Origin of the sequence: Streptomyces sp. NBC_01210 (assembly GCF_036010325.1) — a bacterium.
In the GTDB taxonomy this organism is placed as follows: Bacteria; Actinomycetota; Actinomycetes; order Streptomycetales; family Streptomycetaceae; genus Streptomyces.
Genome location: NZ_CP108549.1, coordinates 1920613 through 1944846, shown reverse-complemented (window position 1 = coordinate 1944846; position 24234 = coordinate 1920613). Strand labels below are relative to the sequence as shown.

At 69.1% G+C, this 24234-nt stretch carries 22 protein-coding genes, 1 tRNA gene and 4 pseudogenes; 12 read left to right on the top strand and 15 right to left on the bottom strand.

Going from position 1 to position 24234, the window contains the following annotated elements:
• Positions 1–90: 90 nt before the first annotated feature.
• From OG735_RS08755 to OG735_RS08745, 3 genes and pseudogenes are all read right to left on the bottom strand, one after another.
• Positions 91–321 (bottom strand): hypothetical protein, encoded by a 231-nt coding sequence (locus OG735_RS08755; RefSeq protein WP_327322563.1) that lies wholly within the window; start codon positions 319–321, stop codon positions 91–93.
• Between the two features lie 61 nt (positions 322–382).
• Positions 383–2296 carry a TerD family protein gene (locus OG735_RS08750; RefSeq protein ID WP_327322562.1) on the bottom strand — a complete coding sequence of 638 codons (1914 nt, stop codon included), beginning with the start codon at positions 2294–2296 and terminating at the stop codon, positions 383–385.
• A 403-nt stretch (positions 2297–2699) separates the two neighbouring features.
• Positions 2700–3504 (bottom strand): annotated as a pseudogene (locus OG735_RS08745) (IS5 family transposase).
• A 365-nt stretch (positions 3505–3869) separates the two neighbouring features.
• Here OG735_RS08745 and OG735_RS08740 point away from each other — a divergent pair.
• The 3 genes and pseudogenes from OG735_RS08740 to OG735_RS08730 all read left to right on the top strand — a co-directional run.
• A complete protein-coding gene (locus tag OG735_RS08740) occupies positions 3870–5003 on the top strand; it encodes a trypsin-like serine peptidase (protein ID WP_327322561.1) in 1134 nt (377 codons plus the stop codon).
• 361 nt (positions 5004–5364) lie between these two features.
• Positions 5365–5981 (top strand): annotated as a pseudogene (locus OG735_RS08735) (IS5 family transposase); the annotation flags it as partial.
• A 5-nt stretch (positions 5982–5986) separates the two neighbouring features.
• Positions 5987–6142, top strand: a pseudogene (locus tag OG735_RS08730) (phosphotransferase); the annotation flags it as partial.
• A gap of 73 nt (positions 6143–6215) precedes the next feature.
• Here OG735_RS08730 and OG735_RS08725 read toward each other — a convergent pair.
• Together OG735_RS08725 and OG735_RS08720 are read right to left on the bottom strand one after the other, a co-directional pair.
• Complete coding sequence (locus tag OG735_RS08725; protein WP_327322560.1) at positions 6216–6431, bottom strand: hypothetical protein; 216 nt, start codon at positions 6429–6431, stop codon at positions 6216–6218.
• Positions 6432–6734: 303 nt separating this feature from the next.
• Positions 6735–7418, bottom strand: a complete 684-nt coding sequence (locus tag OG735_RS08720; RefSeq protein WP_327322559.1) for a response regulator — start codon at positions 7416–7418, stop codon at positions 6735–6737.
• A 129-nt stretch (positions 7419–7547) separates the two neighbouring features.
• Here OG735_RS08720 and OG735_RS08715 point away from each other — a divergent pair.
• Positions 7548–8435: pseudogene (locus OG735_RS08715) on the top strand (Bug family tripartite tricarboxylate transporter substrate binding protein); the annotation flags it as partial.
• A 236-nt stretch (positions 8436–8671) separates the two neighbouring features.
• Positions 8672–9175, top strand: a complete 504-nt coding sequence (locus OG735_RS08710; protein WP_327322558.1) for a DNA (cytosine-5-)-methyltransferase — start codon at positions 8672–8674, stop codon at positions 9173–9175.
• A gap of 50 nt (positions 9176–9225) precedes the next feature.
• On the opposite strand, the gene OG735_RS08705 is transcribed toward OG735_RS08710, so the two are convergent.
• Complete coding sequence (locus OG735_RS08705; protein ID WP_327322557.1) at positions 9226–9426, bottom strand: hypothetical protein; 201 nt, start codon at positions 9424–9426, stop codon at positions 9226–9228.
• A gap of 118 nt (positions 9427–9544) precedes the next feature.
• Between OG735_RS08705 and OG735_RS08700 the strand changes: the two genes are divergently transcribed.
• Positions 9545–11407 (top strand): helix-turn-helix domain-containing protein, encoded by a 1863-nt coding sequence (locus OG735_RS08700; protein WP_327322556.1) that lies wholly within the window; start codon positions 9545–9547, stop codon positions 11405–11407.
• A gap of 154 nt (positions 11408–11561) precedes the next feature.
• Here the strand turns inward: OG735_RS08700 and OG735_RS08695 are convergent, their stop codons facing one another.
• Positions 11562–12068 (bottom strand): winged helix-turn-helix domain-containing protein, encoded by a 507-nt coding sequence (locus OG735_RS08695; protein WP_327322555.1) that lies wholly within the window; start codon positions 12066–12068, stop codon positions 11562–11564.
• A 388-nt stretch (positions 12069–12456) separates the two neighbouring features.
• Between OG735_RS08695 and OG735_RS08690 the strand changes: the two genes are divergently transcribed.
• On the top strand, positions 12457–13632 hold the full coding sequence (locus OG735_RS08690) for a UDP-N-acetylglucosamine--N-acetylmuramyl-(pentapeptide) pyrophosphoryl-undecaprenol N-acetylglucosamine transferase (RefSeq protein WP_327322554.1): 1176 nt from the start codon (positions 12457–12459) through the stop codon (positions 13630–13632).
• A gap of 13 nt (positions 13633–13645) precedes the next feature.
• Here OG735_RS08690 and OG735_RS08685 read toward each other — a convergent pair whose 3' ends face one another.
• From OG735_RS08685 to rfbB, 4 genes are read right to left on the bottom strand one after another with little or no spacing between them, the layout of a single operon-like run.
• Complete coding sequence (locus OG735_RS08685) at positions 13646–14077, bottom strand: arsenate reductase/protein-tyrosine-phosphatase family protein (protein ID WP_327322553.1); 432 nt, start codon at positions 14075–14077, stop codon at positions 13646–13648.
• Positions 14077–15210 (bottom strand): DegT/DnrJ/EryC1/StrS family aminotransferase, encoded by a 1134-nt coding sequence (locus tag OG735_RS08680; RefSeq protein ID WP_327322552.1) that lies wholly within the window; start codon positions 15208–15210, stop codon positions 14077–14079. The genes OG735_RS08685 and OG735_RS08680 overlap by 1 nt, the downstream gene beginning before the upstream one ends.
• The gene (locus OG735_RS08675) at positions 15207–16220 is read right to left on the bottom strand and encodes an ATP-grasp domain-containing protein (protein ID WP_327322551.1); all 1014 of its coding nucleotides are present in this window, start codon (positions 16218–16220) and stop codon (positions 15207–15209) included. The genes OG735_RS08680 and OG735_RS08675 overlap by 4 nt, the downstream gene beginning before the upstream one ends.
• Positions 16210–17226 (bottom strand): dTDP-glucose 4,6-dehydratase, encoded by a 1017-nt coding sequence (rfbB, locus tag OG735_RS08670; protein WP_327322550.1) that lies wholly within the window; start codon positions 17224–17226, stop codon positions 16210–16212. Before rfbB ends, OG735_RS08675 begins: the two co-directional genes overlap by 11 nt.
• Before the next feature lie 214 nt (positions 17227–17440).
• Between rfbB and OG735_RS08665 the strand changes: the two genes are divergently transcribed.
• Positions 17441–18718, top strand: coding sequence for a helix-turn-helix domain-containing protein (locus tag OG735_RS08665; RefSeq protein WP_327322549.1), 1278 nt, complete (start codon positions 17441–17443; stop codon positions 18716–18718).
• Positions 18719–18797: 79 nt separating this feature from the next.
• On the opposite strand, the gene OG735_RS08660 is transcribed toward OG735_RS08665, so the two are convergent.
• Both OG735_RS08660 and OG735_RS08655 read right to left on the bottom strand, forming a co-directional pair.
• Positions 18798–19277, bottom strand: coding sequence for a hypothetical protein (locus tag OG735_RS08660; protein ID WP_327322547.1), 480 nt, complete (start codon positions 19275–19277; stop codon positions 18798–18800).
• A gap of 27 nt (positions 19278–19304) precedes the next feature.
• Positions 19305–19382: transfer RNA gene (locus OG735_RS08655), tRNA-Trp, on the bottom strand.
• A 228-nt stretch (positions 19383–19610) separates the two neighbouring features.
• Between OG735_RS08655 and OG735_RS08650 the strand changes: the two genes are divergently transcribed.
• Genes OG735_RS08650 through OG735_RS08635 form a run of 4 tightly spaced genes read left to right on the top strand, consistent with a single transcriptional unit; the run spans position 19611 to position 22761 of the window.
• A complete protein-coding gene (locus OG735_RS08650; RefSeq protein WP_327322546.1) occupies positions 19611–20492 on the top strand; it encodes a hypothetical protein in 882 nt (293 codons plus the stop codon).
• 38 nt (positions 20493–20530) lie between these two features.
• Positions 20531–20800 (top strand): tripartite tricarboxylate transporter TctB family protein, encoded by a 270-nt coding sequence (locus OG735_RS08645; protein WP_327322545.1) that lies wholly within the window; start codon positions 20531–20533, stop codon positions 20798–20800.
• 3 nt (positions 20801–20803) lie between these two features.
• Positions 20804–22303, top strand: coding sequence for a tripartite tricarboxylate transporter permease (locus OG735_RS08640; RefSeq protein ID WP_327322544.1), 1500 nt, complete (start codon positions 20804–20806; stop codon positions 22301–22303).
• The gene (locus OG735_RS08635; RefSeq protein WP_327322543.1) at positions 22300–22761 is read left to right on the top strand and encodes a GNAT family N-acetyltransferase; all 462 of its coding nucleotides are present in this window, start codon (positions 22300–22302) and stop codon (positions 22759–22761) included. The genes OG735_RS08640 and OG735_RS08635 overlap by 4 nt, the downstream gene beginning before the upstream one ends.
• A 20-nt stretch (positions 22762–22781) precedes the next feature.
• On the opposite strand, the gene OG735_RS08630 is transcribed toward OG735_RS08635, so the two are convergent.
• On the bottom strand, positions 22782–23276 hold the full coding sequence (locus OG735_RS08630; protein ID WP_327322542.1) for a DUF402 domain-containing protein: 495 nt from the start codon (positions 23274–23276) through the stop codon (positions 22782–22784).
• Positions 23257–24177 carry a GNAT family N-acetyltransferase gene (locus tag OG735_RS08625; RefSeq protein WP_327322541.1) on the bottom strand — a complete coding sequence of 307 codons (921 nt, stop codon included), beginning with the start codon at positions 24175–24177 and terminating at the stop codon, positions 23257–23259. The genes OG735_RS08630 and OG735_RS08625 overlap by 20 nt, the downstream gene beginning before the upstream one ends.
• Between the last annotated feature and the right edge of the window lie 57 nt (positions 24178–24234).

The following is a 24234-nucleotide window of genomic DNA, read 5'->3' as shown; positions in this document are numbered from 1 at the left end:
GGATACGCGCCAAGGCGCCTCGTTGTGGCCGCCGCACTGCGAAGTTGACCCCTTTTGCCGTCTGCCGCAAGCAATCGGCCAGGGGTGCCGTCACCACGCAACAGTTGCCGAGCGCGAAGCTGTCGACATGCCCGGCGTGCTGTTGACCTCCAGGACGTACGGCTGGTGGTCCTCGGTGAGGATGAAGTCGACGCGTGCCGAGCCGCGCAGGCCGAGCCCGTCCCACAGAGCGGTGGCGTACTCGGCGACCCTGGCTAGCACCTCGGGCGGCAGTTCGGCGGCCCGTACTGCCGGTTCCCACGCCTGGTTCCTCGCCCGCACCGCGCCGCCGGGCCTGACCCAGACCCGGGGACGCGCAGACCTCCGCCTCCGGCACCGTTGTTCAGTCGGCGATGTCGACCCCGTATCCGCGTGCGAGGGCGTCGAGGCCGTGGTCGTAGCCCTGGCCGACGGCGCGTAGGCGCCAGACCGGACCTCTGCGATAGATCTCCGCGAGCAGCATCGTGCGTTCGGTGGTGGCGGCGTCCAGGGTGGCCCGGGTCAGCGGTGCTCCGCTGCTGCCGGGGGCCGCCCCGATCTGGATTGCACCGACCGTGCCGAAGGTGGCGGCGCCGTCGATAGCCGCGGCGACGACGACCTTGCGGGTCGCAGGTGGCAGGGATGCCAGGTCGAGGGCGATGGTCTGTTCGGCGGGGCCGCCGGTCAGCAGCCGCACCGTCCCGGCGGGGCTCTCTGGGGCCCCGTAGAAGATGAAGTCCTCGTCGAAGGTGACCTGTTCGTCCTCGTCGAGGAGAAAGGCGACGACGTCGATCGCGCAGTCAGGCTGCGGGGCCCAGCCGGCGGTGACGTACCACTCGGGGGCGGGTGTGCCGTGCGGCATGGGCAGGTCGATGACGCCGCCTCTCGGCATCACGTGCGGCTCCTGAGGCCGGAAGGCCGCCGCGTCCTGGTCGGTGCCGGTGGGCGCGGTGAGCCAGTGCAGGTTGTGCAGGGGGAGTTCGAGTGCGGTGATGCGGCTCATGCGCCGGTCGCCCTCCCCGCCCGGCAGGAGTACGACATCGGTGACGCTGGCGGACAGGTTGATCGCCGCGGACCCGCCCAGCTCGACGACGCGGGTACGAGTGGCCGCGGCAACGGCATGGGCACCACCGAGTACCAGCACCCGACGCCCCGCCAGAGGCTTGTCCAAGGTGCCGGCGGAGGGCTCCGGTTGGCGCGGAGCGGGGACTGACGCGCCGGGGCAGGCCGTGGGGAGCACCGCTGCTTCCGGGACGGATGCGGCAGGGGCTGTCGTGGGCACCAGCTCCTCCACGGGCCCGGCGACTGGTTCTGCTTCCGGCTCAGCCACCGGAACGACAGCGACGGCCGTCGCCTCATGCGCTGTCCCCGGCCGTACGTCAGCCAGCAGCCGTAGGAAGGTGTGCTCGTCGATGACCGGCACGCCTTCGGCGAACGCGCGTCGGGCCTTTGCCGATCCGGACGCCGGTTCGTTAGTGACCAGCACGCTGGTGTGCCGGCTGACGGAGGTCATCATGTTCAGCCCGGCGGCAACCGCCCGCCCGACCAGCTCCGCCCGGGCGTGGGCGGTCTCACCGGTGATCGCGACCTTCATGCCCTGCTGGAGCGGCCCGCCGGGAGTCAGCCGTCCCGGATTGCGGTAGGCGCAGGGAGTCTTGGGCGGCTTGGGCGTGAACTGGGATTCTGCCCGGGGCGGGCAGGTCACCAGCGGCAACGGCAGATCGAGCCGGGCTGCCTCGCGCAGTGACGCCCGTAGGATCCCCGCCAGTACGCGGGTGTCGTCCAGTGCATCGTGAGCCCGCTGCTGGGGGATGCCGTAGTGGGCGGCGAGGGTGCCGAGTTTCATGTCGTCCGTAGGCGGATCCACCTGGCGATTCAGAGCCAGGGTGCACAGCCGCTGCGACACCGGTAGCCACATCCGCGCACGGGCGAACTCGTAGGCCAAGAAGTCGTAGTCGAACTGGGCGTTGTGAGCGACCAGGACCCGGTCCTGGAGCATCGCTCCGATCCGCCCGGCGACCTGGTCGAAGGTCGGTGCCCCCTGCAGCCGCTCGACGGTCAGCCCGTGCACCTCCACCGGCCCCGGATCGCACCCGGGATTGAGCAGCGTCGAGAACTCCCCGGCCTGCTCACCGTCCGGACCGATCGTGATCACCGCGACGGACAGTACCCGGTCCCGCCGGGCCATGAGTCCCGAGGTCTCCACGTCGACCAGGGCCCAGTCGTAGGCGTAGTCGCCCGTGGCGGGCAGTTCGAAGGAGGTCGAGGCGAGACTCATGACGCCAAGGATGATCCGATATACGACCCTCCTTCAACCTGCATGCCGATTTGCCCTCATATAGAACTTCGTGACGAGGCGGTCATGTTGCGCCGACCGCAGAACCGGCGGGTGCGGCAAGCGCCGTTGGCGCTTCAGAACCATCGTGGAGTGGTGGGGGTGGACTTCGGCATGCGGATCTCCGTCGTGATCGGAGACCCAGGTGTCAACGATGAGCGTCAGTTTTAGAGGGCTGAGGTGCTTGCCCTCGGGGCTGCGGCGTGAGGATCGTCCCGTGCATCGGCAGCAGATCTTGGTTGGCTCCCACCCGCAGGCTCTCCGTATGGCCCAAACGCCTCGCTGAGCTGCGGTGTTGACACGCGCAGATCGTGGGGGCGGCTTACGGAGGTGCTAACTGATGGTTTCAGAATGAGGTTCGGAGTCGTCTCAAGGAGATGATGCTGCAAGCGAGTTGGAGCAGGCTCAAGTGGAGATCGGCGCGTATCTCGTAGCGGATCCGGAGCCGCTTGAACTGGTGGAGCCATGCGAAGGTCCGCTCGACGACCCAGCCGGTCCTGCCCAGGCCGGAGCCGTGGGCTGTGCCCTTGCGAGCGATCTTCGGTGTGATGCCGCGGGCCCGGTGAAGGCGGCGGTGCTTGTCGGAGTCGTAGCCGCGGTCGGCGAACAGCGGCCCGGCCGGTGCCTCGGTCGCCCGCGCGTCCCGCGGATGCGGGGTGTCGCGTCCAGCAATGGCATCAGCTGAGTGACGTCATGATGATTTCCGCTGGTTAGCGAGACGGCCAAGGGGGTGCCGTGCCGGTCGGTGATCAGGTGGTGCTTGCTGCCCGGGCGTGCGGTCGACTGGCGAAGGTCCGGTGTGAGCCCCCCTTTGAGGGCCCGGACATGAGAGGCGTCGACGGCCGCGTCGTTCATCTCCAGCAGGCCCGCGGCCCGCAGCTCAGTCAGCAGTACCTCGTGCAGCTGCGGCCAGACACCGGCCTCGGTCCAGTCCCGCAGACGCCGCCAGGCCGTCACCCCTCTGCAGCCAACCTGTTCAGCCGGAACGTCCCGCCAGCTCACGCTCTTGCACAGCACGTAAACGATGCCCCGCAACGCAGCCCGGTCATCCGCCGGCAACCGCCCGGGATACCGATGCCGCCGAGGCGGACGAGCAGGCAACAGCGGGCCACGCGTTCCCACAGGTCATCAGGCACAAGATCAGCAGACACCCAACAGATCCTGCCGACACCACACCCAACTGCCAAGCACCACAACGAATCTCATTCCGAAACGATCAGTAAGGCCCTCTTGTCGCCTTGGCTGAACTGCTGGAACGACCAAGCCGAGAGCCCGGAGGAGGCCACCCCGCAGCGGGTGGCGGGCACCCCCAGTTGCGCGGATGCGACTCAGGCTGATCAGTGGTGTCCTGGAAGAGGGCTTTGGCGCGCTGGCACCGCTAAGTCTCGGCTACGAGCGGTCCGACCGCACACCCGATTGATCCGGCCGTGCGGGCTCCCGGCAGCGGCCGCCAGCCGCCTCCTGGCACGGCGAGCAGCCAAGCGTGATCGTCTTCTACTGTCCTCGGAGGCACACTATGTCAACCAGCAAGCGGACCGTGGATCCCCTGCGCTTCGTCGGAGACGGCGAGCGGCCGCTGACGCCATATGAACTCGCACAGATGCGGCCCGATCTGGGAACCGGCGAACGGCCTCCGGCGATGGTTGAACTAGCCAGCCGCCAGCGCATCCACGTCTTCGCCGATGGAAGCCCCCCAGAGCCAGAGGTCCATCGCATGGATGGGGCCGGGAAAAATCTGTGGTGTGTCGACGTGCCGGTCGGGCCCGAAGGTGAGGTTGCCCTGCGCGGCAAGACGGCCATCCGCAGCCACCCGGAAGAGCTGCTGTCCGAGATCGATCCCGACGTGGATTTGCGTGCCTGTCGCCCCGAGTGGCTCGACCTGTTCTATGTGCCGCGCTTCCTTCCCAGCCGCAGAATAGAGCCGATCCCGCGGCTGAGGGGCGGTCTGGTTCAGCCGGAAGCCGTCTTCCCCCCCGACAACCGGACGGAACTGGCCGAGACGAGCTTCCCCTGGGGCTGCGTCGGGAAAGTCATCAACAACGAGGGAACACACGGTTCAGCGGCGCTCATCGGCAACCGCCTTATCCTCACGGCCGGCCATGTTGTGCCATGGCAATCCCAAGAGTGGTGGATGAGTTTCGTGCCCGCGTACTACAACGGCCAGTCCCTCCACGGTGCTGGCGTCAAATCCTACGTATCGGATGTGCAGGGCTTCCAGACGAACGGGCCGGGCGGGGGCTCAGTGGGGCACGACTGGGCCGTCTGCCGACTGTACGAACCGCTCGGGACAGCGGACCGACTCGGTCACTTCGGCACCAAGAACTACAACGCTGCCTGGAATGGTCAGCCGTTGTGGAACAACATGGGCTACCCCGTGGGCATGTGGTTCGTGGGAGCCAGCCTCCAGGGCGGCATTTCGGTCCACGACACCGATGACGGCATCAATGGAGGCCTCGAAATCGAACATCAAGGCGACACCACCGGCGGTAACTCCGGCGGCCCGATGTTCGCCTTCTTCGGTGCAGGGCAACCCCGGATCATCGGGGTTCACGCCGGGGCGCAAACAGACGAATCAGGACCCGGCAACGTTGCTGCCGGCGGCCCTGGACTTTCCAACCTTGTGGCATGGGGGCGCACGAACTGGCCCTAGGAGTCCGCCGCTACCGGGGTTGACTTCACGGCAAGACGGCGCTCACCGCCTTCGGCGGGCCCGACTCGGGACCACCGACCCAAATGCGCACACCTGCCCCCCGATACCCGGCTCCTGCTCAATAGTTGTGCCGCGCGGCGCCTGTCATCACCGCCAACAACGTGCGACGGCGCCGCCATTCACCCACCGCCACACCAGCCAAGGTTGCCCGATACCGGAAGCACAAACCACGGCGTGCCCCCCATGGCACACGTCCTGGCGGCGGCCGGGAGCCAGGGCTGCGGGCGACGAGCATCGCGCGGAACGCGTCGACCACTGCCTAAGACGATGTCCTATGTGGTGATCACTCGTTGGTTCGTTCATGGGGCGGGGTACGTGGAGTTGGATTGTTCCGGACGGCCTGTGGGAACTCGCCAGGCCGTTGATTCCGGAGGACCGGGTGCGGCCGCAGGGCGGCGGAACACCGAACACGCCTGATGAGACGCTGTTCGCAGCGATCATCTACGTGCTGGTGAGCGGGTGTGCCTGGCGGGCCTTGCCGCCATGCTTCGGGGTCTCGAAGTCGACGGCCCACCGTCGGTTCATGATCTGGTCGCGGGCCGGGGTGTGGGGCCGGCTGCACGAGGCGGTCCTGCACCGGCTCGACGACGTCGGCCTGATCGACGTGTCGCGTGTGGTCCTCGACTCCGCCCACGTACGCGCTAAAAAAGGGGCGAACTCACAGGTCCGAGTCCCGTGGACCGGGGCAAGCCGGGTTCCAAGATGCACGTCCTGTCGGACGCGAACGGACTGCCCCTGGTCGTCGGCGTCTCCGCCGCCAACACCCATGACAGCGAAGGTCTGAAGCCCATGGTCGAGGGTCACCAAACGAGACACGATCCCCACAACGGCCGCCACTTCAAACCCCAACGCCTCCACGCCGACAAGGCCTACGACATTCCCCACCTGCGCAAATGGTTACGGGGCAAACGCATCGGCGCCTGCGGGTCGATGACGCGACCTGGGCGCGAGGTCGTGGCTGGGCGCTGTCGATCGCGCTCATCGAGCTTCCGTACTACCGGGACTCGAATCCCGTGATGGCGGCCACCGCGCGACACGTGATCCACGAAGTGCTCGCCGATCACGAGCACGCCCCATAAGGCGGACCGCGATCGGACCGGAGCGGGACCAGCGGGCGGCGGCGCTCCAGGCGCTCCGGGCGCGTGTTGCGGCTCAGGCGGCCATGCTCGTCCGCGCCGCGGTCATGAAAGCGGTCTTGCTCGCCTCGAGGTGCTCGTTCACCTCGGTGTCGCCGATCTCTCGCCACACCGCCTGGTTGAGCGCCCGGCCGTAGACGTGAACGGGCGCCTGCAACGTCTCGTTACAGAGCAGCACCACCGTCCGCTCCGCGGTCCACAGTGAGGTCATGACGGCCTGCGTGTGTGTCATCCAGCCTTCCTCGTCGTCACCCCACGGCTCGGGACGGCGATAGGCGGCCCGTTCGGCGTCCTAGGCGCACGCGATGAACTCCTTGATCGCCTGCGGCTGCTCCGCCCGGCGAACCTCCGCGGTGGCGGCCAGATTGCCTCCGTTCCTCCGTTCGCTCGGCGGACCGTTGGGTGGCGCGCTGGGCGAAGGCCGTCAGTCCACCGCCGAGTACAACACCCGTGAGCGACAAGACCGATGCCCACACTTCCCCAGCCACTGCAATGCCCCCTCGAAGACGTTTCTGCCCATGAAACACCAGGCAGGTCAGCCGATCCGCCGGTACCGCCGCTCCGGACGCCCCGTCCCCCCGTACCGCAGCGTCACCTCCACCCGCCCCGTCTCCACGAAGTACTCCAGATACCGCCGCGCGCTGACCCGCGACAGTGAGCCCGCCTCCGCGCACTCCGTGGCCGAAAGACCGCCCGGGTGCTCCCGCAGGATCCGTACCACCAGTTCCGCGGTGTGCGGCGCGAGGCCCTTGGGGAGTTCGCGGGAACCCGGCGGACGCGTGCCGAAGATCTGGTCGACGTCCTCCTGGCGCGCCTCGCCCAGGCGGTCGAGGCGGGAGCGCAGCGAGGCCACGTGGCGCAGCTGTTCCTGCAGTGCCGCCTGGTTGAAGGGCTTGATCAGGTAGTGGAGGGCGCCCGCGCGCAGTGCCGCCCGCACAAGTCCCGCATCCCGCGCGGCCGTGATGAACAGGGCGTCCACGGAAGCGCGTCCGTCGCGCTCCTCGGCCGCGCGCAGCTCCCGCAGCACGCTGATCCCGTCCATATCGGGCAGATAGATGTCGAGCAGTACGAGATCGGGCCGAAGCCTCTCGGCCGCGCGCAGCGCTTCGGCGCCGCAGTGCGCCACCCCGACGACCGTGAAGCCCTCCGTCGCCGACACATAGCGGCTGTGCGGCTTGGCGACCATGAAGTCGTCGTCCACCACCAGCACCTTCGTCACGCCGACACGCTAAGCCGCGACCACAAGGACCACAACGTCCGTTGATTCCGGAAAAGAGACAGCTTCTTAACGCGCAGGCAACATGTGGGCCACGTCACACCTCTCCCCATCTCCCGGAAGGCGGCACACGTGCGATTGCGCACTCCCCTCGCCCTGCTCGGGGCGGCGTTGCTGGTGCTCGTGGGGCCGCCGCTGCTCACCGCATGCAGCGGCTCCGACACCGGTACGCAGATCCCCGGCCTGCGCTTCATGGTCCCCAACACGCCCGGCGGCGGCTACGACATCACCGCGCGTACGGCCGCCAAGAACGCCGAGGACGCCGAACTCACCCACAACATCGAGGTGTTCAACCTGCCGGGCGCCGGCGGCACCGTCGGTCTGACCCGGCTCGTCGGCGAGCACGGCAACGGCAAGCTCGCCATGTCCATGGGCCTCGGTGTCGTCGGCGCCGTATACACCAACCATTCGCCGAAGACCCTCGCCGACACCACCCCGATAGCCCGGCTCACCGAGGAGCAGGACATCGTGGTGGTGAGCAAGGACTCGCCGTACAAGACCATTCAGGATCTCCTCGCAGCCTGGAAGAAGAATCCCGGAAAGCTGCCGGTCGGCGGCGGATCCTCGCCCGGCGGCCCGGACCATGTCGCGCCGATGCTGATGGCGCAGGCCGCCGGGATAGCCCCGAAGACCGTCAACTACATCCCCTTCGACGGAGGCGGGGAGCTCCTCGCATCCATCCTGGGCAACAAGGTCGCCTTCGGTGTCTCGGGCGTGGGCGAGTACCTCGACCAGATCAAGGCGGGCGAGCTGCGGCTGCTGGCCGTCACCGGACCCGAGCGCGTCGCCGGCCTTGACGCCCCCACCCTGCGCGAGGCCGGACTCGACACCGACTTCACCAACTGGCGCGGCATCGTCGCCCCACCCGGCCTCTCCGGCGCCGAGCGCGACAAGCTCGTCGGCCTCGTCGAGAAGCTGCACGACTCCCCGCAGTGGCAGTGTGGGATCCGAGCACCGGGCAGTGGATGACGAACAACGGCTCTGAGACCTGCGCGCCCTCGGAGCCGTACTCGGCGATCTGGCCGACCTCCGGTTCGATGCGGAATGGTGCCTGTACCGCGCCTCGGAAGCCGGCGCGTGTCACCGCCGCGAGAGGGTGTTCATCGTTGCCTGGCCGCAGGCGTGACGTCCCGCCGGGGATCAGCTACACCCGCGTAGCACGGAAGAGGCACCACCAGCCCCCGCCCTTCCCAACAGTGGAGTGCCCGGAAGCCAAGCCGCTGCTGAAGACCCCGACAGCCCAACTCGCCACCAACGGCGGCAGCCAGCACCCGGACAAGCGGCGCGCTGGCGGACACGGGCCAACGCTCGCCGACGAGGTCGAGCACCTGCTGCCGGGCGGGGCCCACTACGGTGCGCTGCCCAACGCCGAGCGGCTCGACGCCCCGTCCCCGGAGCAGAAGCACTCCCGGACGCCGAACGCGGGTGAAGACGCGTGGGGCCCCTACGCTCCAGCGATCTCCCGATGGGAGCGCATCAGCGGCCGGGCCGCACCGCCTGCAACCAACGAGCGCGGGCGCCTGGCCACGGCGTTCGTCGAGTGGATGATGGGGCTGGCACCAGGGTGGGTCACTGCAGTGCCAGGGTTGACGCGCGCGGCCCAGCTCAAGGCACTCGGCAACGGAGTCGTTCCCGCCCAGGCATCAGGGGCCCTTCGGATCCTGCTGGATCGCGCCAACGTCGGCAGCGCGGGACCCTGATGAGCAACGACCCGGCCTGCGTTTACGAACCCCACCCCGTGCCGAGGGGTTCAGGAGATGACCTGAGCGAGTGCGCCGGTTAGGGCGGCGGCGAGGGTGAGGACCGCGGCGAACGTGGTGGCGGCCCGCATGAGGGCGGCGGGGTAGGTGGCGCCGTCCAGGCGGGCGAGTTTGCCTGCTGCGGCGGCGGCCAGCAGCGCGAACACGACAATCAGAGCGGCGGTGAACAGCACAACGGCGAGAGCGGACACGACAAGCTCCTGCAGACAGTGGGATGTTGACGTGACCGAAGGTCGCGGAAACGGTGTTCGCCGGGGTCCGGCCAGGCGAAGATGTACACCGGCGAACACATCAAGCCGGGGCGGACAGGTGCACGACGAGCAGACGGAAACCGATGCTGCGCTCACCGAGCTGCGCAAGCAACTAACCGACGGGCTGGCCCGCACCCGGCTGAGCAAGACGCAGCTCGCTACCCGTGCCAGGCGGGGCCGCACGACCGTGCAGGAGGCCTTGCAGGCCGGCGGACCCGTTCCATCGGCCGAGACGGTCGTGGCCCTGGCCCGGGTGCTGAGCCTGCCGGTCGAACAGTTGATGGAGCTGCGGCGGACCGCCGCCGGAGCAACCGGCCCCGCCACCGGGAAGGACGAGGGCCCGGGCAAGCCGATCAGCGAGTGGGACCCTCACGACTTGGAGCTCCACCCTGCCGGATCCACCCCCAGCAGGCACGAGTCCGATGGGCCGGAGCGGATGCTGCCCGGCTACGTCCCGCGGGCCCACGACGAGATCCTCGCTGGCGCGGTACTGGACGCAGCACAGGACCGCAGCCGGATAGTGGTCCTGATCGGGTCGTCGTCAACCGGCAAGACGAGGGCCTGCTGGGAAGCCGTCCAGCCGCTCGCGGCACAGGGCTGGCGGTTGTGGCACCCCTTCGACCCCACCCGAGCCCATGCCGCGCTGAACGACCTCGAACACGTGAGGCCCCACACAGTTGTATGGCTCAACGAAGCCCAGCACTACCTAGGCGACCCCCGCGTGGGCGAGCAGATCGCGGCCGCCATACATACCCTCCTCACCCACCCTGAACGCCGCCCAGTCCTGGTCCTGGGCACCCTCTGGCCCGAGTACGCCAACCAGTACACCGCCCTGCCCCAACCTGGCACCCCGGATCCGCACAGCCAGGTACGGGAACTGCTTGCCGGACGGACCATCACCGTCCCGGAAACCTTCAACCAAGACGCACTGCACACAGCAGCCGCCCTCGCGGAGGGCGGAGACCGGCTGCTGTCCGACGCCCTGACACGGGCCAGCTTCCACGGGCGGGTGACGCAGGACCTCGCCGGCGCCCCCGAACTGGAGCGCCGCTACGAGCACGGTACGCCGACCGCCAGGGCAGTGTTGGAGGCGGCTATGGACGCACGCCGTCTCGGCGTGGGCCTCCACCTCCCTCAGGCCTTCCTCATTGACGCCGCGATCGACTACCTCAGCGACCAGGACTACGACGAGCTCACCGAGGACTGGGCAGAAGCAGCCTTCGCCGACCTCTCCCACCCCGTCCACGGCAAGCAGGCACCGCTGCGCCGCACGAGAACCCGCCCCCAACGCCGCCCTCCCAGCAGCCCAGAACCCACGCCCCTGCTGCACCTCCGCCCAGTGCCGAGGCCGGTGTTCCGGCTCGCCGACTACCTCCCAGCGGCGGGGTCGGCGCTGCATCTCCGCCCAGCGGCGGGGCCGGTGTTCCGGCTCGCCGACTACCTCGAACAGCACGGCCGCAGCGCCCGCGGGGCACTGTGCCCTCCCGCCTCATTCTGGGACGCCGCCCGCACCCACCTCACCAACCCCGAAGACCTCAACAATCTCGCCGAAGCCGCGCACTCCCACCGCCTCCAGTGGGCCCACAACCTTCGTGAACTGGCTGCCTTGGCCGGCCACACGGGCGCACTGGTCCTTCTGACGACTAGGCGTTTGAAGCCCAGCGACCCGGTCGTCTTTGGAGAGGGAAGTGACTTGAGCCTGACCGCCTGGGTGGACCAGATGGCGAAGGCACAACTTCTTTTTGCCAGCGAGGCGCTGATCACCCTGGCGATGCTGCATGAAAGCGCTGGCGACTTGGACGCAGGCGAGACCCTACGTCAGAGGGCCGGGGACCCGGCCGCCGTTCGAGCAATGGACGAGGAGATAGCCTACGCCGAGCGCGCTCGGACGAGGGACTCCATCATCAATAACATTCGGTGACAATGACTTGCGCCGCTTCCGGCGGGGGTTTCGTCATTCCCGGCCTGCGGCGGGCCGGTAGATACCGCTCTGCGAGTACGGCACCAAACAGATCCTCGAGTGCACCCCGGGCTGGGGCAAGGACATGGCCTGACGCCCTGCAGCTACGGTCGGCTCAAGGAAGCGTCCCAGACGTGGGCCAAGTGGCGGATTCGGCTCTGAGGTCGATCCATAGATCACCGTTCTGCCGCTCTAGCCACGTACCGTGAGCTGTGATGCACATGGACACCTTGCGCCCCGTCTTGACGCCCAGGCGCCGGGCCACGGCCGCGGGCGCCGGCACGCTCGCCTCCGCCTCGACCTCGAGGATGTCGGGGAACAGCCCCGACTCGTCCCTCTCCAGGCGGAACGGCGGCTCGGTGGGGTCGTCCGGCTCCTGGTGGAGCAGACGCTGCGGCTCCGGGCGTTCGCGCACGTAGGTGCCGTCGCCCGTGCGCGCCTGCAGCAGGCCCTCGGCGACCAACACCTTTCGGGCCTCCAGGATCACGGTGTCCGAGACTCCGAACTGCTCCTGCAGCTCCGTCAGCGACGGAATGCGTTCGTTTGGCTTGAGCCGCCCATCAGCGATCTGCTCGCGCAGTTCCTCGGCGACGCGCCGGTAGGCCGTCGTGCGCCTGGCCACAGAGTCCCCTCACTCGTCGTTCCCCGGGGAATCACGCAGGCTCTGGGGGTGGGCGCCGCCCGAATGGGGTGCGCCCACCCCCAGAGCCTGCCTGATTCCCGCATCACCGTGGGCGGAGTGCCCGACTGACGGTGTGTCCGGCCGTCATGTCGTCTTAATCATGGCACGGCACCCGGCCCGGGCAGAGGAACTGCCACTGCCTGCCCGGGGAGAGGTAGGCGTAGACGTTCACCGCCGAGGCCGTATGACGGTGTCAGACCGTCCTGAGCCGTTATTCATGGCACGGCTCCCAAGCCACACCAAGGAGGCCACCAAGCTGTCGCAGCGCGCCAGCGAACAAGGTCGAGAGCGACCCGCCACGACGGTCGAAGCAAGTAGGGTGCGCCGGGTGAACAGTGCACCCCACCCCGCCAACGCCTTCCGTCTCATCGTCACGGGGGGAGGCACCGGCGGCCACACCTACCCGGCGCTGACCGCAATCCGCACGCTGCAGAACCGGCTGTCGGCCGCGGGCAGGACCCTCGACGTGCTGTGGATCGGCACAGCTGACGGGCTGGAGGCTCGTGTCGCGCCGGCCGAAGGGATCCGCTTCGCCACGGTGGCTACGGGCAAGATCCGCCGCTCGAGCAACCCGCTCAAGATGATGTCTGCGGCGAACATGAAGGACATGGCCCGAGTCCCGCTCGGCGTTGCTCAGGCGAGGAAGCTGGTCGCGGACTTCCGGCCGGACGTGGTGCTCGCCACCGGCGGCTACGTCGCCGTCCCGGCCGGCCTGGCCGCGCGTATGTGCCGTCGGCCGTTGGTGCTGCACGAGCAGACGGTGCGCCTCGGCCTGGCCAACCGGAAGCTGGCCGGGTCGGCGACGCGGATCGCGGTGTCGTCGGAGTCGTCGCTGCCGCTGCTGCCGGAGGCGGTGCGCGGCCTGGCGGTAGTCACCGGGAACCCGGTGCGTCCGCAGGTGTTGACCGGGCACGCGGACAAGGCGGTCGAGGCGCTGGGGCTGCTCGGATTCGACCGGCGGCTGCCGACGGTGTACGTGACCGGCGGGGCGCAGGGTGCCCAGCAGATCAACAGCGTCGTGCGTGACGCGCTGGCGTGGCTGCTTGAGCGCGCGAACGTGATTCACCAGTGCGGTCCGGACAACGTCGAGGATCTGCGCGCGCACGCGGCCGCGCTGCCGGACGCCCTGCGGGGCCGGTACTACCTGACGGGGTTCGTCGGCCCGGAGTTGCCCGACGTCCTGGCGCTCGCCGACGTCGTGGTCTCCCGCAGCGGCGCTGGCACGCTCGCCGAGCTGACCGCGCTGGGGAAGCCTGCGGTGTTCATCCCGCTCGCCACGTCGGCTGGCAACGAGCAGGCGCACAACGCCCGCCACCTTGAGGAGGCCGGAGCCGCTGTCGCCCTGCTCGGTGACGTCACCGCCGACCGGCTCAAGGACGCGGTCGGCCCGCTGCTCACCGACCCCGCGCGGCGGGTGGCGATGGCCGAGCGAGCCGGTGCACACGGGAGGCCGGACGCGGCGGACAGGCTCGTGGACGTGATCCTGTCCGCCGCCTCCGGCTGACCAGCGCGGGGAGTTACAGGAGGCGCCGGTCGATGTGCAGCGCCGTGCCCGCTTCGATCAGCACGGCGCACTCGTTGAACACGTCGTCACCCTGGCCCATCGGGTCGGGGACATCGCGGTCGCGGAGGTAGAGGCCGAGCTTGTGCGCATTCTGCTCGCCGCAGATCGCCCGGAGCGTGTCGAGGACGGCGGCGTCCATCGCCAGGACGTCATCCGCCCAGTCCAGCATCTCCAGGGTGATCTGCTGCGCCCGGTGAGGGGCGAGGTCGAGCCCCAGGCGCCGGGCGGCGTTGATCATGGACGGGTTGGCGGGCTGGTCCTGCCACTTGCCGATCAGCCCCGCCGAGCGGACCGTCATGGCCGCGCCGCCCCTGCGGGTGAGTGCGGTCCGGGCGAACGGGGAGCGGCAGTAGTTGCCCAGGCACACGGTCAGTAGCTTGCGCATCACGAGGCTCCGGCGGATTTGAGGGCTTTCCCGAGGGCGGAGACCACGCGGTCGATGTCCGTCTCGGTGAGGTGCGGGTGGAAGGGCAGGCTCAGGATCTCCTCGCCGGCCTGCTCGGTGGTCGGCAGGGAGCGCCGCCAGGTGGCGAAGGCGGGCTGGAGGTGGTTGGGCGGGTAGTGGACGCCCACGCCGATGTCCCGGGCCCGCAGTTCCGCGAAAACCTGGTCTCGGTGTGACACGCGGACCTGGCACAGGTGCGGCACCGCGTGGTCGGCGTCGACGTCGACGAGCGTCACGCCGTCCAGCGGGACGAGGGCCTCCTGGTAGGTGCGCCACAGGCGGCGGCGGGTGTGCTCGGTGGTGTCGAAGTGGTCGAGCTGGGCCAGGCCGATGGCGGCGTTGATGCCCGAGAGTTGGTAGCGCAGGCCGAAGGTGTCCACGCGGTAGGTGGTGATGTTCGCGCGCTCGCTCTGGGATTGGGCGACGCCGAGAAGCCGGATCTGCCGGATCCTGTCGGCTTCCTCGGGGGTGCGGGGTATGGTCATGCCGCCCTGGCCGCAGGTGAGGTTCTTGATCGGCCCGAACGAGAAGCAGGTCAGGGCCCCGGTGGCCCCAACGCGCCTCGCCCCGTTGTGGGAGCCGAAGGCGTGCGCGGCGTCCTCGATGACGACGATCGCGCGTTCGGCCAGCTCGTTGCGGACAGTGGCGAGGTCGACTGCTCTGCCCCCGAACAGGACCGGGACGACGGCGGCGGTGGTGTCGGTGACCGCCTCCATGACGAGCTGGTCGTTCACGCACAGCGTGGCGGGGTCGATGTCGACGAATCGCGGGGTGGCGCCGACCGCCAGGATCGCCTGGACGGTCGCGCAGAACGTCATGGACGGCACGATGACCTCGTCGCCGGGGCCGACCCCGGCGGCGAGCAGGGCGGTGTGGAGGGCCGCGGTGCCGGAGGCGACGGAGACAGCGTCGGGAACGCCGAGGAAGCCGGCGACCCTGCGCTCGAACTCCTCGGTGACGTCGGTGTGTCCGTACTGCCCTGACTCCAGGACCCGGGCGACCGCCGCGGTCTCCTGCCCGTACAGGTACGGGCTGGCGTTGCGCCTGGTGTCCGGCCTCGAAGACGCGATCACGACGGTTCTCCCTTCACAGCGGCCGTGAGCTCAAGCTCGGCGGCGTCGCCGACGGCCAGGGTCTCGACGTAGTTGGTCAGGAACACCCCGGTCCGGTACGTGAGGCGGTCGTGGTCAACCGGCAGTCCGAACAGGCCGTTCACCATCTGGCCGACGAGATCCGCTCCGGCGGCTTCGGTCAGGGGGAAGCCGCCCGCGATCCGGACGTTCAGCTCGGTGATCGTGACCGCGCCGTCGTGGGAGATGAACCCCTGCACGCAGCAGATCCCGCGGGCCCGGACGGCGCCCAGTGTCTTCACGACGAGGTCCCTCACGGCGAGGTCGTCGAACGTGGTGGAGACGGCGGCGAGGCCGGCCTTCACCAGATTCCGGCGGCGCAGGATCACCGAGGCGCGTCCCGTGCGGGCCACGAGGCAGTCCGCGGTGAACTCGCTGCCGTAGACCCGCTCCTGCACCACGGGTGCCGGGACGAGTTCGCACAGGACGCGAGCGTGGTCCCTCTGGTCGACGAAGTGGACGTTCTGCGCTCCGTGGCCGCGCCGGGGCTTGACGACCAGCTCGGTTCCGTCGGGGACGTGGTCGATCGCCTCGGGACGCCAGGTGCACGGGGTCGCGATGCCGTGCTCGGTCAGCACCTGGTGGAAGAGGGCCTTGTCGATGCAGGCGCGCACGGACTCGGCGTCCGGGAGCCACAGGCGCACGCCGTCGGCGTCCAGTTGGGGCAGCATGTCCACCAGCGGCGGGAGGTCGTTCTCGATGCCGGCCACCACCGCTTCCACGGCCAGGTCCCGGCACAGCTTGGCCATGGCGGTGGGGTAGTCGGGGTCGGTCGCGAGGGGGATGACCCGCGGTACGACGGAAGGCAGCAGGAACCCGGGGGCGAGCGGGTTCGCGTCGGCGGCGATGACCTTGTGGCCTAGGCGCGTGAGGCTGCGGGTCAGCCCGAAGCCCGGATTGGCGCCGACGCCGGTCACGAGGATTCTGCGCGGGGTGGGCTGGTCAGTGGGCATGGGCTTCCTTCCCGGCAGTGGCGAGCGCGGCCGGGGCCGCGTGCGGGTTGCGCATCAACGGCGCCCAGCGGTCGGGGTTGCGCCGGTACCAGTCGATGGTCTCGGCGAGACCATCCTCGAAGTCGCGCTCCGGCCGGTAGCCGAGGCCGGCGAGCTTGGTCCAGGTCATGGAGTACCGGGTGTCGTTCGACCGCCGGTCGGGCACGTAGACGACTGAGTCCCAGTCGGCGCCGCACAGGCGGAGGAGGTGTTTGGTCAGCTCCTTGCTCGCGAAGTCGGTGCCGCCAGCGATGTTGTAGACCTCGCCGGGGGCGCCGCCGCGCAGGACGAGGTCGATGCCGGCGCAGTTGTCTTCGACGTGCAGCCAGTTCCGCACGTGCTGGCCCTGGCCGTGGAGGGTGACCTGCTGGCCCCGCAGGAGCCGGGTGGAGAAGAGAGGGATCATTTTCTCGGGGTGCTGGTAGGGGCCGTAGTTGTTCGAGCTGCGCGTCACGCACACCGGGACGTCGTAGGTGTGGAAGTAGCTCAGCGCGACGAGGTCGCTGGCGGCCTTCGACGCGGCGTAGGGGACGGTCGGACGCAGCGGGTCAGCCTCGCTCGCTGAGCCCTCCGGCAGCGGCCCGTAGACCTCGTCCGTCGAGACATGTACGAACTTGCTGATGCCGTGCCGCATCGCCGCATCGGCGAGGGTCTGCGTGCCGAGCACGTTCGTCGACAGGAAGGCGCCGCCGGCGAAGAACGAGCGGTCGACGTGGGACTCGGCGGCGAAGTGGACGATCGCCGTGTGCTCCCGTACGAGGGTGTCGACCAGGTCGGCGTCGAGGATGTTGCCGTGGACGAAGCGGAGCTTGGGGCTGAGGAACGCCTCGCCGAGGTTCTCGATGTGCCCCGCATACGTGAGGGCGTCGAGGACGGTCACCTCGGCGATGTCGTCGGCCCGCAGGATGCGCTTGACGAAGTGCGAGCCGATGAACCCGGCCCCGCCCGTGACGAGCACTTTGCCCATGGATGCCTCCGGAGAGGTACGAGCAGCGAGACGGCTCGGTGTGCCGCCCGTCTGCGAAGACCACGGTGGTGGCCCGGAAGCCGGAGCGGGACTGGCCCAGGGCGCATCCGCATACGCTGTGCAGAACTGGCAAACGGTGTGCGTCTGTACGCCCTACCGACCTGTGCGCGACGGCGCTACCGTCGTCCGTCCCGTCAGTGCGCAGGAGGTCCCCATGGGCCAGAGCACCAAGGACTTAGGCGCCCTTATCCGCGGCGCCCGCAACGCCCTCCGCCTTACGCAAGAACAGCTCGGCCTCGCAGTCGGCTACTCGGCGTCGGCGATCTCCCGGATCGAGGGCAACAAGATGCGGCTCGATGCCGACGTGGTGCCCCTCATGTCCAAGGCTCTGGGCATCCCGCCCGGGCGGTTGAGCGGTGCTGCTGTGCCCGAGGGGCCAGCGATCGCTACGGTGGCAACTGGGTGGATGCCGGACGAGGAGGATGCGGTGCGTCGCAGGGAACTACTGACCGGGGCACTGGCCGCTGGGGCGACAGCCATCGTCGGCACAGGCACAGCAGCAGCGCTGCCGGCCGTCGACCTGGAGGACGTCCTCTTCAGACTGCCGAGCGCCGAACCGGTCCCACTCGCCAACCTGACGTCCCAGACCGGCCTGGCGCGCCAAGCCTTCACGGCTGCCCGTTACAACGACCTCGGCCGCGCGATGCCCGGCCTGCTCGCGACAGCCGAGGCGACGAAGAACGCCGCCAGCGGACGCCTCCGACAGCAAGCATCCGCCGTGCTCGCTCGTGCGTACGTGCTCGCCGCTGAACTGGCCTCGAAGCAGCACTCCGACGCGGCCTGGGTCGCCGCCGACCGCGCGCTGTCCGCCGCACGAGCGAGCGGCATGTCCGTGCCGGTCGGCGAGGCGTCCCGGGTGCTGGCGATCACGATGCGGCGCTCCGGCCGCTGGTCCTCCGCCGTGCACCTCCTCACAGGCCAAGCGGCTGAACTCGACACCACCCAGGCGCGCACGGCAGCCGTACGAAGCACACTCCTGCTCACCGCCGCCTACTCTGCGGCAACCGGCCAGGACCGTACGACGGCGCTCGCCCTGCTCGACGAAGCCGACGAAGACGTCGAGCGCCGACCGGAGGCCCCCAGCGGCCTGTTCACCGTCGAGGCCACCCGCGCCCAGGTCGACGTCTACCGCATCGGTGTCCTCAACTCGCTCGGCACCCCGGACGAAGGCGTGAAGATCGCGGCCGACCTGAACATCGACCTCATGCCGACCGCCGAGCGGCGTGCTCGGGCTTGGACGGACACCGCCCGCATGTGGCATGCCCTCGGCGATGGCCAGCAGACGTTCGATGCGCTGCGCCGTGTCGAGCAGGAGGCGCCGCAGGAGGTGCGACGGCCAGCCCTCCGTGCGCTGACGTCGGATCTCCTGTACGGCCCAGGGCGGGTCCAAGGGCTGCGGGAGTTCGCCGTCCGCACCGGTGCCCTGGCTTGATCTGAAGCCGCACCTTCGTCGGCGGGGAGTCGAAGGGCCTTGGCGCCGCCCGGGACCGTCTACCGTGTCGCGTTCTTCGCTATCCAGCGAGGCGCTCCAGGTCTTCGCTCGTCAGTGCGCGGTGCTGTGCGAGCGCTCCTGCTACGGCGGAGATCTGGGCCCACCGCTCGGCGAGCACGCGCAGCGCCCGCACCTGCTGGCTGGGGTAGTTCCACGGCAGCTCGATCGGGGACGGTTCGTAGTCGAGCTCCCAGCCGACGGAGCACGCGATGTCCCGGGCGATCCCCTGGTCGTCGAGTCCGCCGACCTCTGCCGCCCACGCCCGCTCTGGGGTCAGAAGGCCGCGCCCGACGAGCCACAACAACTCGCACTGCACGCCAGCCGCCAGCATCATCGCGACGGCGTGCCCTGCCTCATGGTGGGCGGTCCCCTCGACGGCCTGGCCCACGCTGAAGGCCCGTACGGCCTTGACGCAGCAGGGGACTTCAGGCTTGGGATGACTGGCGTACCCCGCGAACAGGCGGCCACCGGTTTCGATCTCGATGTAGTGCGCCGTCACCAGGCACACGATGCCAGAGAGGGGCTGTGGCAGGGGCGGCAGGATTCGAACCTGCGGCGTACGGGTTTGGAATCCGCTGCTCTGGCCGGGCTGAGCTACGCCCCTTCGATGGGGTGAGCTTGTCATCGTCGCATTGGAGGCCGCCACGGGATTTCTCCACCGGAACGCCATTCGTGAGTGCCGGTTAAGAACCGTGTCACCAGCTGGAATCGGCGCCGTGCCTATTCCGCTGGCTGCGTGGGACAGGGCAGTTCGGGCCTCAGGGAGATGACCTTGGCACCAGTATCGAATCCTGGATGCGACCGTTGTCGTACGCCGTTAGGCTCCCGCCTTGTGAAACGGACATCGCGACAGCCGTTGTCGGCTCGGTTGGGAAAGCGGGTCTTTGACGATGCCCTCCACGAGGAGGCACCCGACCACCTCGCCGTGCCGTTGCGTGGCTGGTGCCGCGAGGTGTTCTCCATGCTTGATGGCAACGAGGACAGCCACGACCCATTTCTCGTGAAGCGCCTCGCCCTGCGGCTGCGCATTCCCGTCAGCTACGCCGCCACCGGCGAGGCCTACTCCGACTGCGACGAGCTGCTGCACGGTGCCCGTGACGGCCAGGACCTCTTTGACATCGTCGACGCCCTGCTACTCCTGGCCCACGAGGCTGGCGGAGCTGACGACCACATGATCGAGCATTTGAATCTCATCCTCGACGACGGTGGGTCCGCCTTCCACGTGGGAGCCGACCGGACCAGGTTGGAGCACCGCGTCGCTCCAGCAGTGATCGACGCCAGCCGCATGTCGGTGGAGACGGCAGCGTCGTCCGCCTCGGCGGGGTCCGCCGCCGACCATCTCGCCGCCGCGTGGGGGGCGGCGTACGGACGTCGCCCTGATCCCACCCGCTCCTACAGTGAAGCGATTAAGGCGGTAGAGGCCGCCGCACACGCCGTGCTCCAACCCAAACATGGGAAGGCCACGCTCGGCACCATGCTCGGAGAGATCAAGGGTGTGCGACACAAACTCACCGTGGCCATCCCTACCCAGGGCCAGGATCAGATCGCCCCGGTGGAGGCAATGATGCGCATGCTGTGGGAGGGCCAAACCGCCCGTCACGGCAGCCAGACACCCACCAGGCCAGAAACCCTGGAGGCTGCCAGAATGGCGGTGCACCTGGCCATACCGCTGGTTCAGTGGTTCACCACCGGCGCCGTTGCCCGTCAGCCCTGAGCTGTTCCGGCTACCCGACATTCCGGGGCCGAGTAAGCGTGCTCACGTCTGAGGACGCTGCAAGTTACCCCTGGCGTACGGTGCTGCTCCTCGCGGGCGTCTTCCTCGCCTTCGCCGTACTCGTCGGCCCGGTGGGCTTCCCCATCGCCGGAGCCCTGCTCTTCTGGGGCGCCGCCTTCGCCCTCGGCAGCCGCCACGTCGACCGCGATCCGCTGATCGCCGCGGCCCTCTCCCTGGTCACCTACCTCGTCTTCAACAACCTGCTCGGTGTTCCGCTGCCGGGTGGCCCGCTGATGGGAGTGCTTTAGCCGATGGACTCTCACAACTCCCTCATCGACGGTTTCGGTACGGCGCTGACCCCCGTCAATCTGCTCTGGGCGGCGATAGGCGTGCTGCTCGGCACGGCAATCGGCGTACTGCCCGGAATCGGCCCGGCGATGGCGGTGGCGCTGCTGCTGCCGGTGACGTACGGACTCGAACCGACCGGCGCGTTCATCATGTTCGCCGGCATCTACTACGGCGCGATGTTCGGCGGTTCCACGACGTCGATCCTGCTCAACACGCCCGGTGAGAGCGCCGCCGTGGTCGCCGCCCTCGAAGGCAATCCCGTGGCGAAGGCCGGACGCGGCGCACAGGCCCTCGCGGCCGCCGCCGTCGGACACTTCGCCGGCGGCATGATCGGCACCATCCTGCTGGTCGTACTCGCCCCGACCGTCGCCGAACTGGCCGTGGACATCGGCGCACCCGACTACTTCGCGATCATGGTGCTGGCCTTTGTCGCGGTGACGTCGGTACTGGGCTCGTCCCGTATTCGCGGGCTCGCGTCGCTGCTCATCGGTCTGACCCTGGGCCTCGTCGGCCTGGACCAGATGACCGGCCAGCAGCGGCTCACCTTCGGCTCGCTCCAGCTCGCCGACGGCATCGACGTCGTGATTGTCGCGGTCGGTCTCTTCGCGATCGGCGAGGCACTGTGGGTCGCGGCCCATCTGCGGCGCAGCAGCGGAGAAGCCATCCCGGTGGGCCGGCCCTGGCTCGCCAAGTCCGATGTCAGGCGCACCTGGAAGTCCTGGCTGCGCGGCCCCGTCATCGGCTTCCCGCTCGGCGCGATCCCGGCCGGCGGCGCGGAGATCCCCACCTTCCTCTCGTACGTCGCCGAGAAGCGGCTCTCCAAGCACAAGGAGGAGTTCGGCAAGGGCGCCATCGAGGGTGTGGCAGGACCGGAGTCGGCGGCTTCGGCCTCGGCGGCGGGCACCCTGGTGTCGATGCTGACGCTGGGCCTGCCCACGACCGCCGTCGCGGCCGTGATGCTGGCCGCCTTCCAGCAGTACGGAATCCAGCCGGGACCGCTGCTCTTCGAGCGCGAGCCCGACCTGGTGTGGGGTCTGATCGCCTCGCTCTTCGTCGGCATGGTGCTGCTGCTCGCGTTGAACCTGCCGCTGGCGCCGGTCTGGGCGAAGCTGCTGCGCATCCCGCGTCCGTACCTCTACGCGGGAATCATGTTCTTCGCCGCGGTCGGCGCGTACGCGGTCGGTGGCGAGGCGCTCGACCTGGTCATCCTGCTGATCATCGGTCTGATCGGCTTCGGTATGCGGCGGTACGGCCTTCCCGTGCTGCCGGCGGTGATCGGCGTCATTCTCGGCCCGGCGGCGGAGCAGCAGCTGCGCCGCGTGCTGCAGATCAGCGACGGCAGCGTCAGCGGACTTGTCAACACCCGGTTCTCGGTGACGGTGTACGCCGTGATCCTGATCCTGGTGACGTGGCCCTGGCTGAAGAGGCTGATCGTACGGAGCCGCCGTAACGTATCGGCATGACCGATGACATCCGTCCCGCCGCCCTGGACGACGTACCGCTGGTGAAATCCGTGACCGATGCGGCCTACCACCACTACATCGAACGGATCGGCGTCGTGCCCGCCCCGATGGAGGCGGACCACGCGGCCGAGGTGGCGGCGGGGCGGGTGTTCGTGGTCGGCGATCCGGTTCAAGGAGTCATCGTCCTGGTCCCGGAGGCCGGCCATCTGTTCCTGGAGTCGATCGCCGTCCATCCGGGCGCCCATGGCACGGGACTCGGCCGCAGGCTGCTGATCTTCGCCGAGGAGTACGCGGCTGAACTGGGCCTGAGCGAGATCCGGCTGTATACGAACGCGCTGATGTGGGAGAACCAGCAGCTCTATCCGCGGTACGGGTACGAGGTGATGGAGCGGCGCGTGGACGGACCGTACGACCGGATTCACTACCGCAAGTCGCCGGTCCGGCCATCGGACCACTGAGTGAGCCCCGCGAGTGCGGCCTACGAGCCGGTGTGACCGAGCAGTCCGGTCAACTCGCCGTCGCGGGCGAGGAGTTCGAGCTCGTCGAGTGCCCGGACGGCGCGGTCCGCCGCCTCCGGGTCACGGGTGGCGAGGCCGCTCTCCTCGAACTCGTCCTCGTCCAGGCGCAGTACGGACGACAGGTCCGCCGACACCCACAGATCGAGGTCCAGGTCCTCGACGACCAGCTCGCCGCCGTCGAGGACGGCAGGGCGGGTGATGTCGCAGTACCAGCCCTTCAGCGTGCCGTCCCCGGCGCGGACCTCCTTCACCGCGTACCAGCGGGCCCGCCAGTAGTACTCGGTGAAGACATCGCCCGGCTCGAACCGTACGAAGCCGAAGTCGCGCGTCCCCGCACCCGCCCACGGCGCGCGGACCGTGATGCGGTCGCCGTTGTCCTCGACCAGCCCGGCGGGGTAGCGGATCTTGGTCCGGCCGGCCTTGACCAGCCGCACCTCAACCGAGGGTGCGGACATGACGTACCTCCGTCGCGCAGATCTCGTAGCCGAACCACCTGTTGATCGCCAGCATGGGGCCATTGTCCGCGTCATTGCTGGTGAACGCCTCCGTGTAGCCCGCGGCGCGGGCGCGGCGCAGCGAGTCGGTCTTGGCGAGCTTCGCGAATCCCCGCCCGCGGTGGGCGCGCAGCGTGCCCGTCATGCCGGACATATAGCGGGTGCTGCCGTCCGAGTGGACCGCGGTGAAGGCAGCGACCTCGCCGTCCACGAGCACGACCGTGCTCAGATCGCGGTCGAGCAGCGGGTTGTTCCAGGTGTGGGTGATCCAGTCGTCGTAGTCGTCGAACTCCGCGCCGATGTCGCTGGGCTCGTCCGACGTGGCCTCGGCATCGGCCCTGAACATCGGCCGGGGATCGGCCTCGAAGTCCGCGGCGGTACGCAGCTCGACGCCCGTGGGCAGCTCGGGCATCGGCGGCAGCGTGCCGTTCGCCAGGTCAAGACGCTGGAAGTGGGCCGGACGGGTCGGCCGGTAGCCGTGCTTCTGCGCGAAGGCGCGGGACTCCGGCTCGTCCATCACCCAGGCATAGACGGTCCTCGCGCCCTCGGCCGTCAGATGCTCCTCGGCGGCGCGCAGAATCAGCGCACCCGCGCCTTGGCCGCGGTGCTCCGGGTGGACGTGCGGAGTGACGAACGACTGACCCGGCTCACCGGAGTCGTACGCGATGCCGACATGGGCCGTGCCGATGATCTCCCCGTCCTTCTCGGCGATCAACAGCCGGTACTTCTTGGCGGGGTTGGCGGACTGCACACCGAAGGCGACGGCCTCGGGTGTCGTCACCATGTAAGGGAGCGCGGCACGCCTGACGCGGGACACCGATGCGGCGTCATCGAGGCGGAAACCGCGGACGATCAAGGTCATGGGTAGGGACGGTACGTGCCCGCCGGGTGGCGTCGCCTCTCATTTTCCGCCGGTGAG

Excerpts from the sequence above, each read along its gene's own strand:
- OG735_RS08740 (WP_327322561.1), top strand. The coding sequence starts at position 3,870 with ATGTCAACCAGCAAGCGGACCGTGGATCCCCTGCGCTTCGTCGGAGAC.
- OG735_RS08630 (WP_327322542.1), bottom strand. The coding sequence starts at position 23,276 with ATGTCCGCACCCTCGGTTGAGGTGCGGCTGGTCAAGGCCGGCCGGACC.
- OG735_RS08640 (WP_327322544.1), top strand. The coding sequence starts at position 20,804 with ATGGACTCTCACAACTCCCTCATCGACGGTTTCGGTACGGCGCTGACC.
- OG735_RS08750 (WP_327322562.1), bottom strand. The coding sequence starts at position 2,296 with ATGAGTCTCGCCTCGACCTCCTTCGAACTGCCCGCCACGGGCGACTAC.
- OG735_RS08625 (WP_327322541.1), bottom strand. The coding sequence starts at position 24,177 with ATGACCTTGATCGTCCGCGGTTTCCGCCTCGATGACGCCGCATCGGTG.
- OG735_RS08685 (WP_327322553.1), bottom strand. The coding sequence starts at position 14,077 with ATGCGCAAGCTACTGACCGTGTGCCTGGGCAACTACTGCCGCTCCCCG.
- OG735_RS08675 (WP_327322551.1), bottom strand. The coding sequence starts at position 16,220 with ATGCCCACTGACCAGCCCACCCCGCGCAGAATCCTCGTGACCGGCGTC.
- rfbB (WP_327322550.1), bottom strand. The coding sequence starts at position 17,226 with ATGGGCAAAGTGCTCGTCACGGGCGGGGCCGGGTTCATCGGCTCGCAC.
- OG735_RS08635 (WP_327322543.1), top strand. The coding sequence starts at position 22,300 with ATGACCGATGACATCCGTCCCGCCGCCCTGGACGACGTACCGCTGGTG.
- OG735_RS08665 (WP_327322549.1), top strand. The coding sequence starts at position 17,441 with ATGGGCCAGAGCACCAAGGACTTAGGCGCCCTTATCCGCGGCGCCCGC.
- OG735_RS08725 (WP_327322560.1), bottom strand. The coding sequence starts at position 6,431 with ATGACACACACGCAGGCCGTCATGACCTCACTGTGGACCGCGGAGCGG.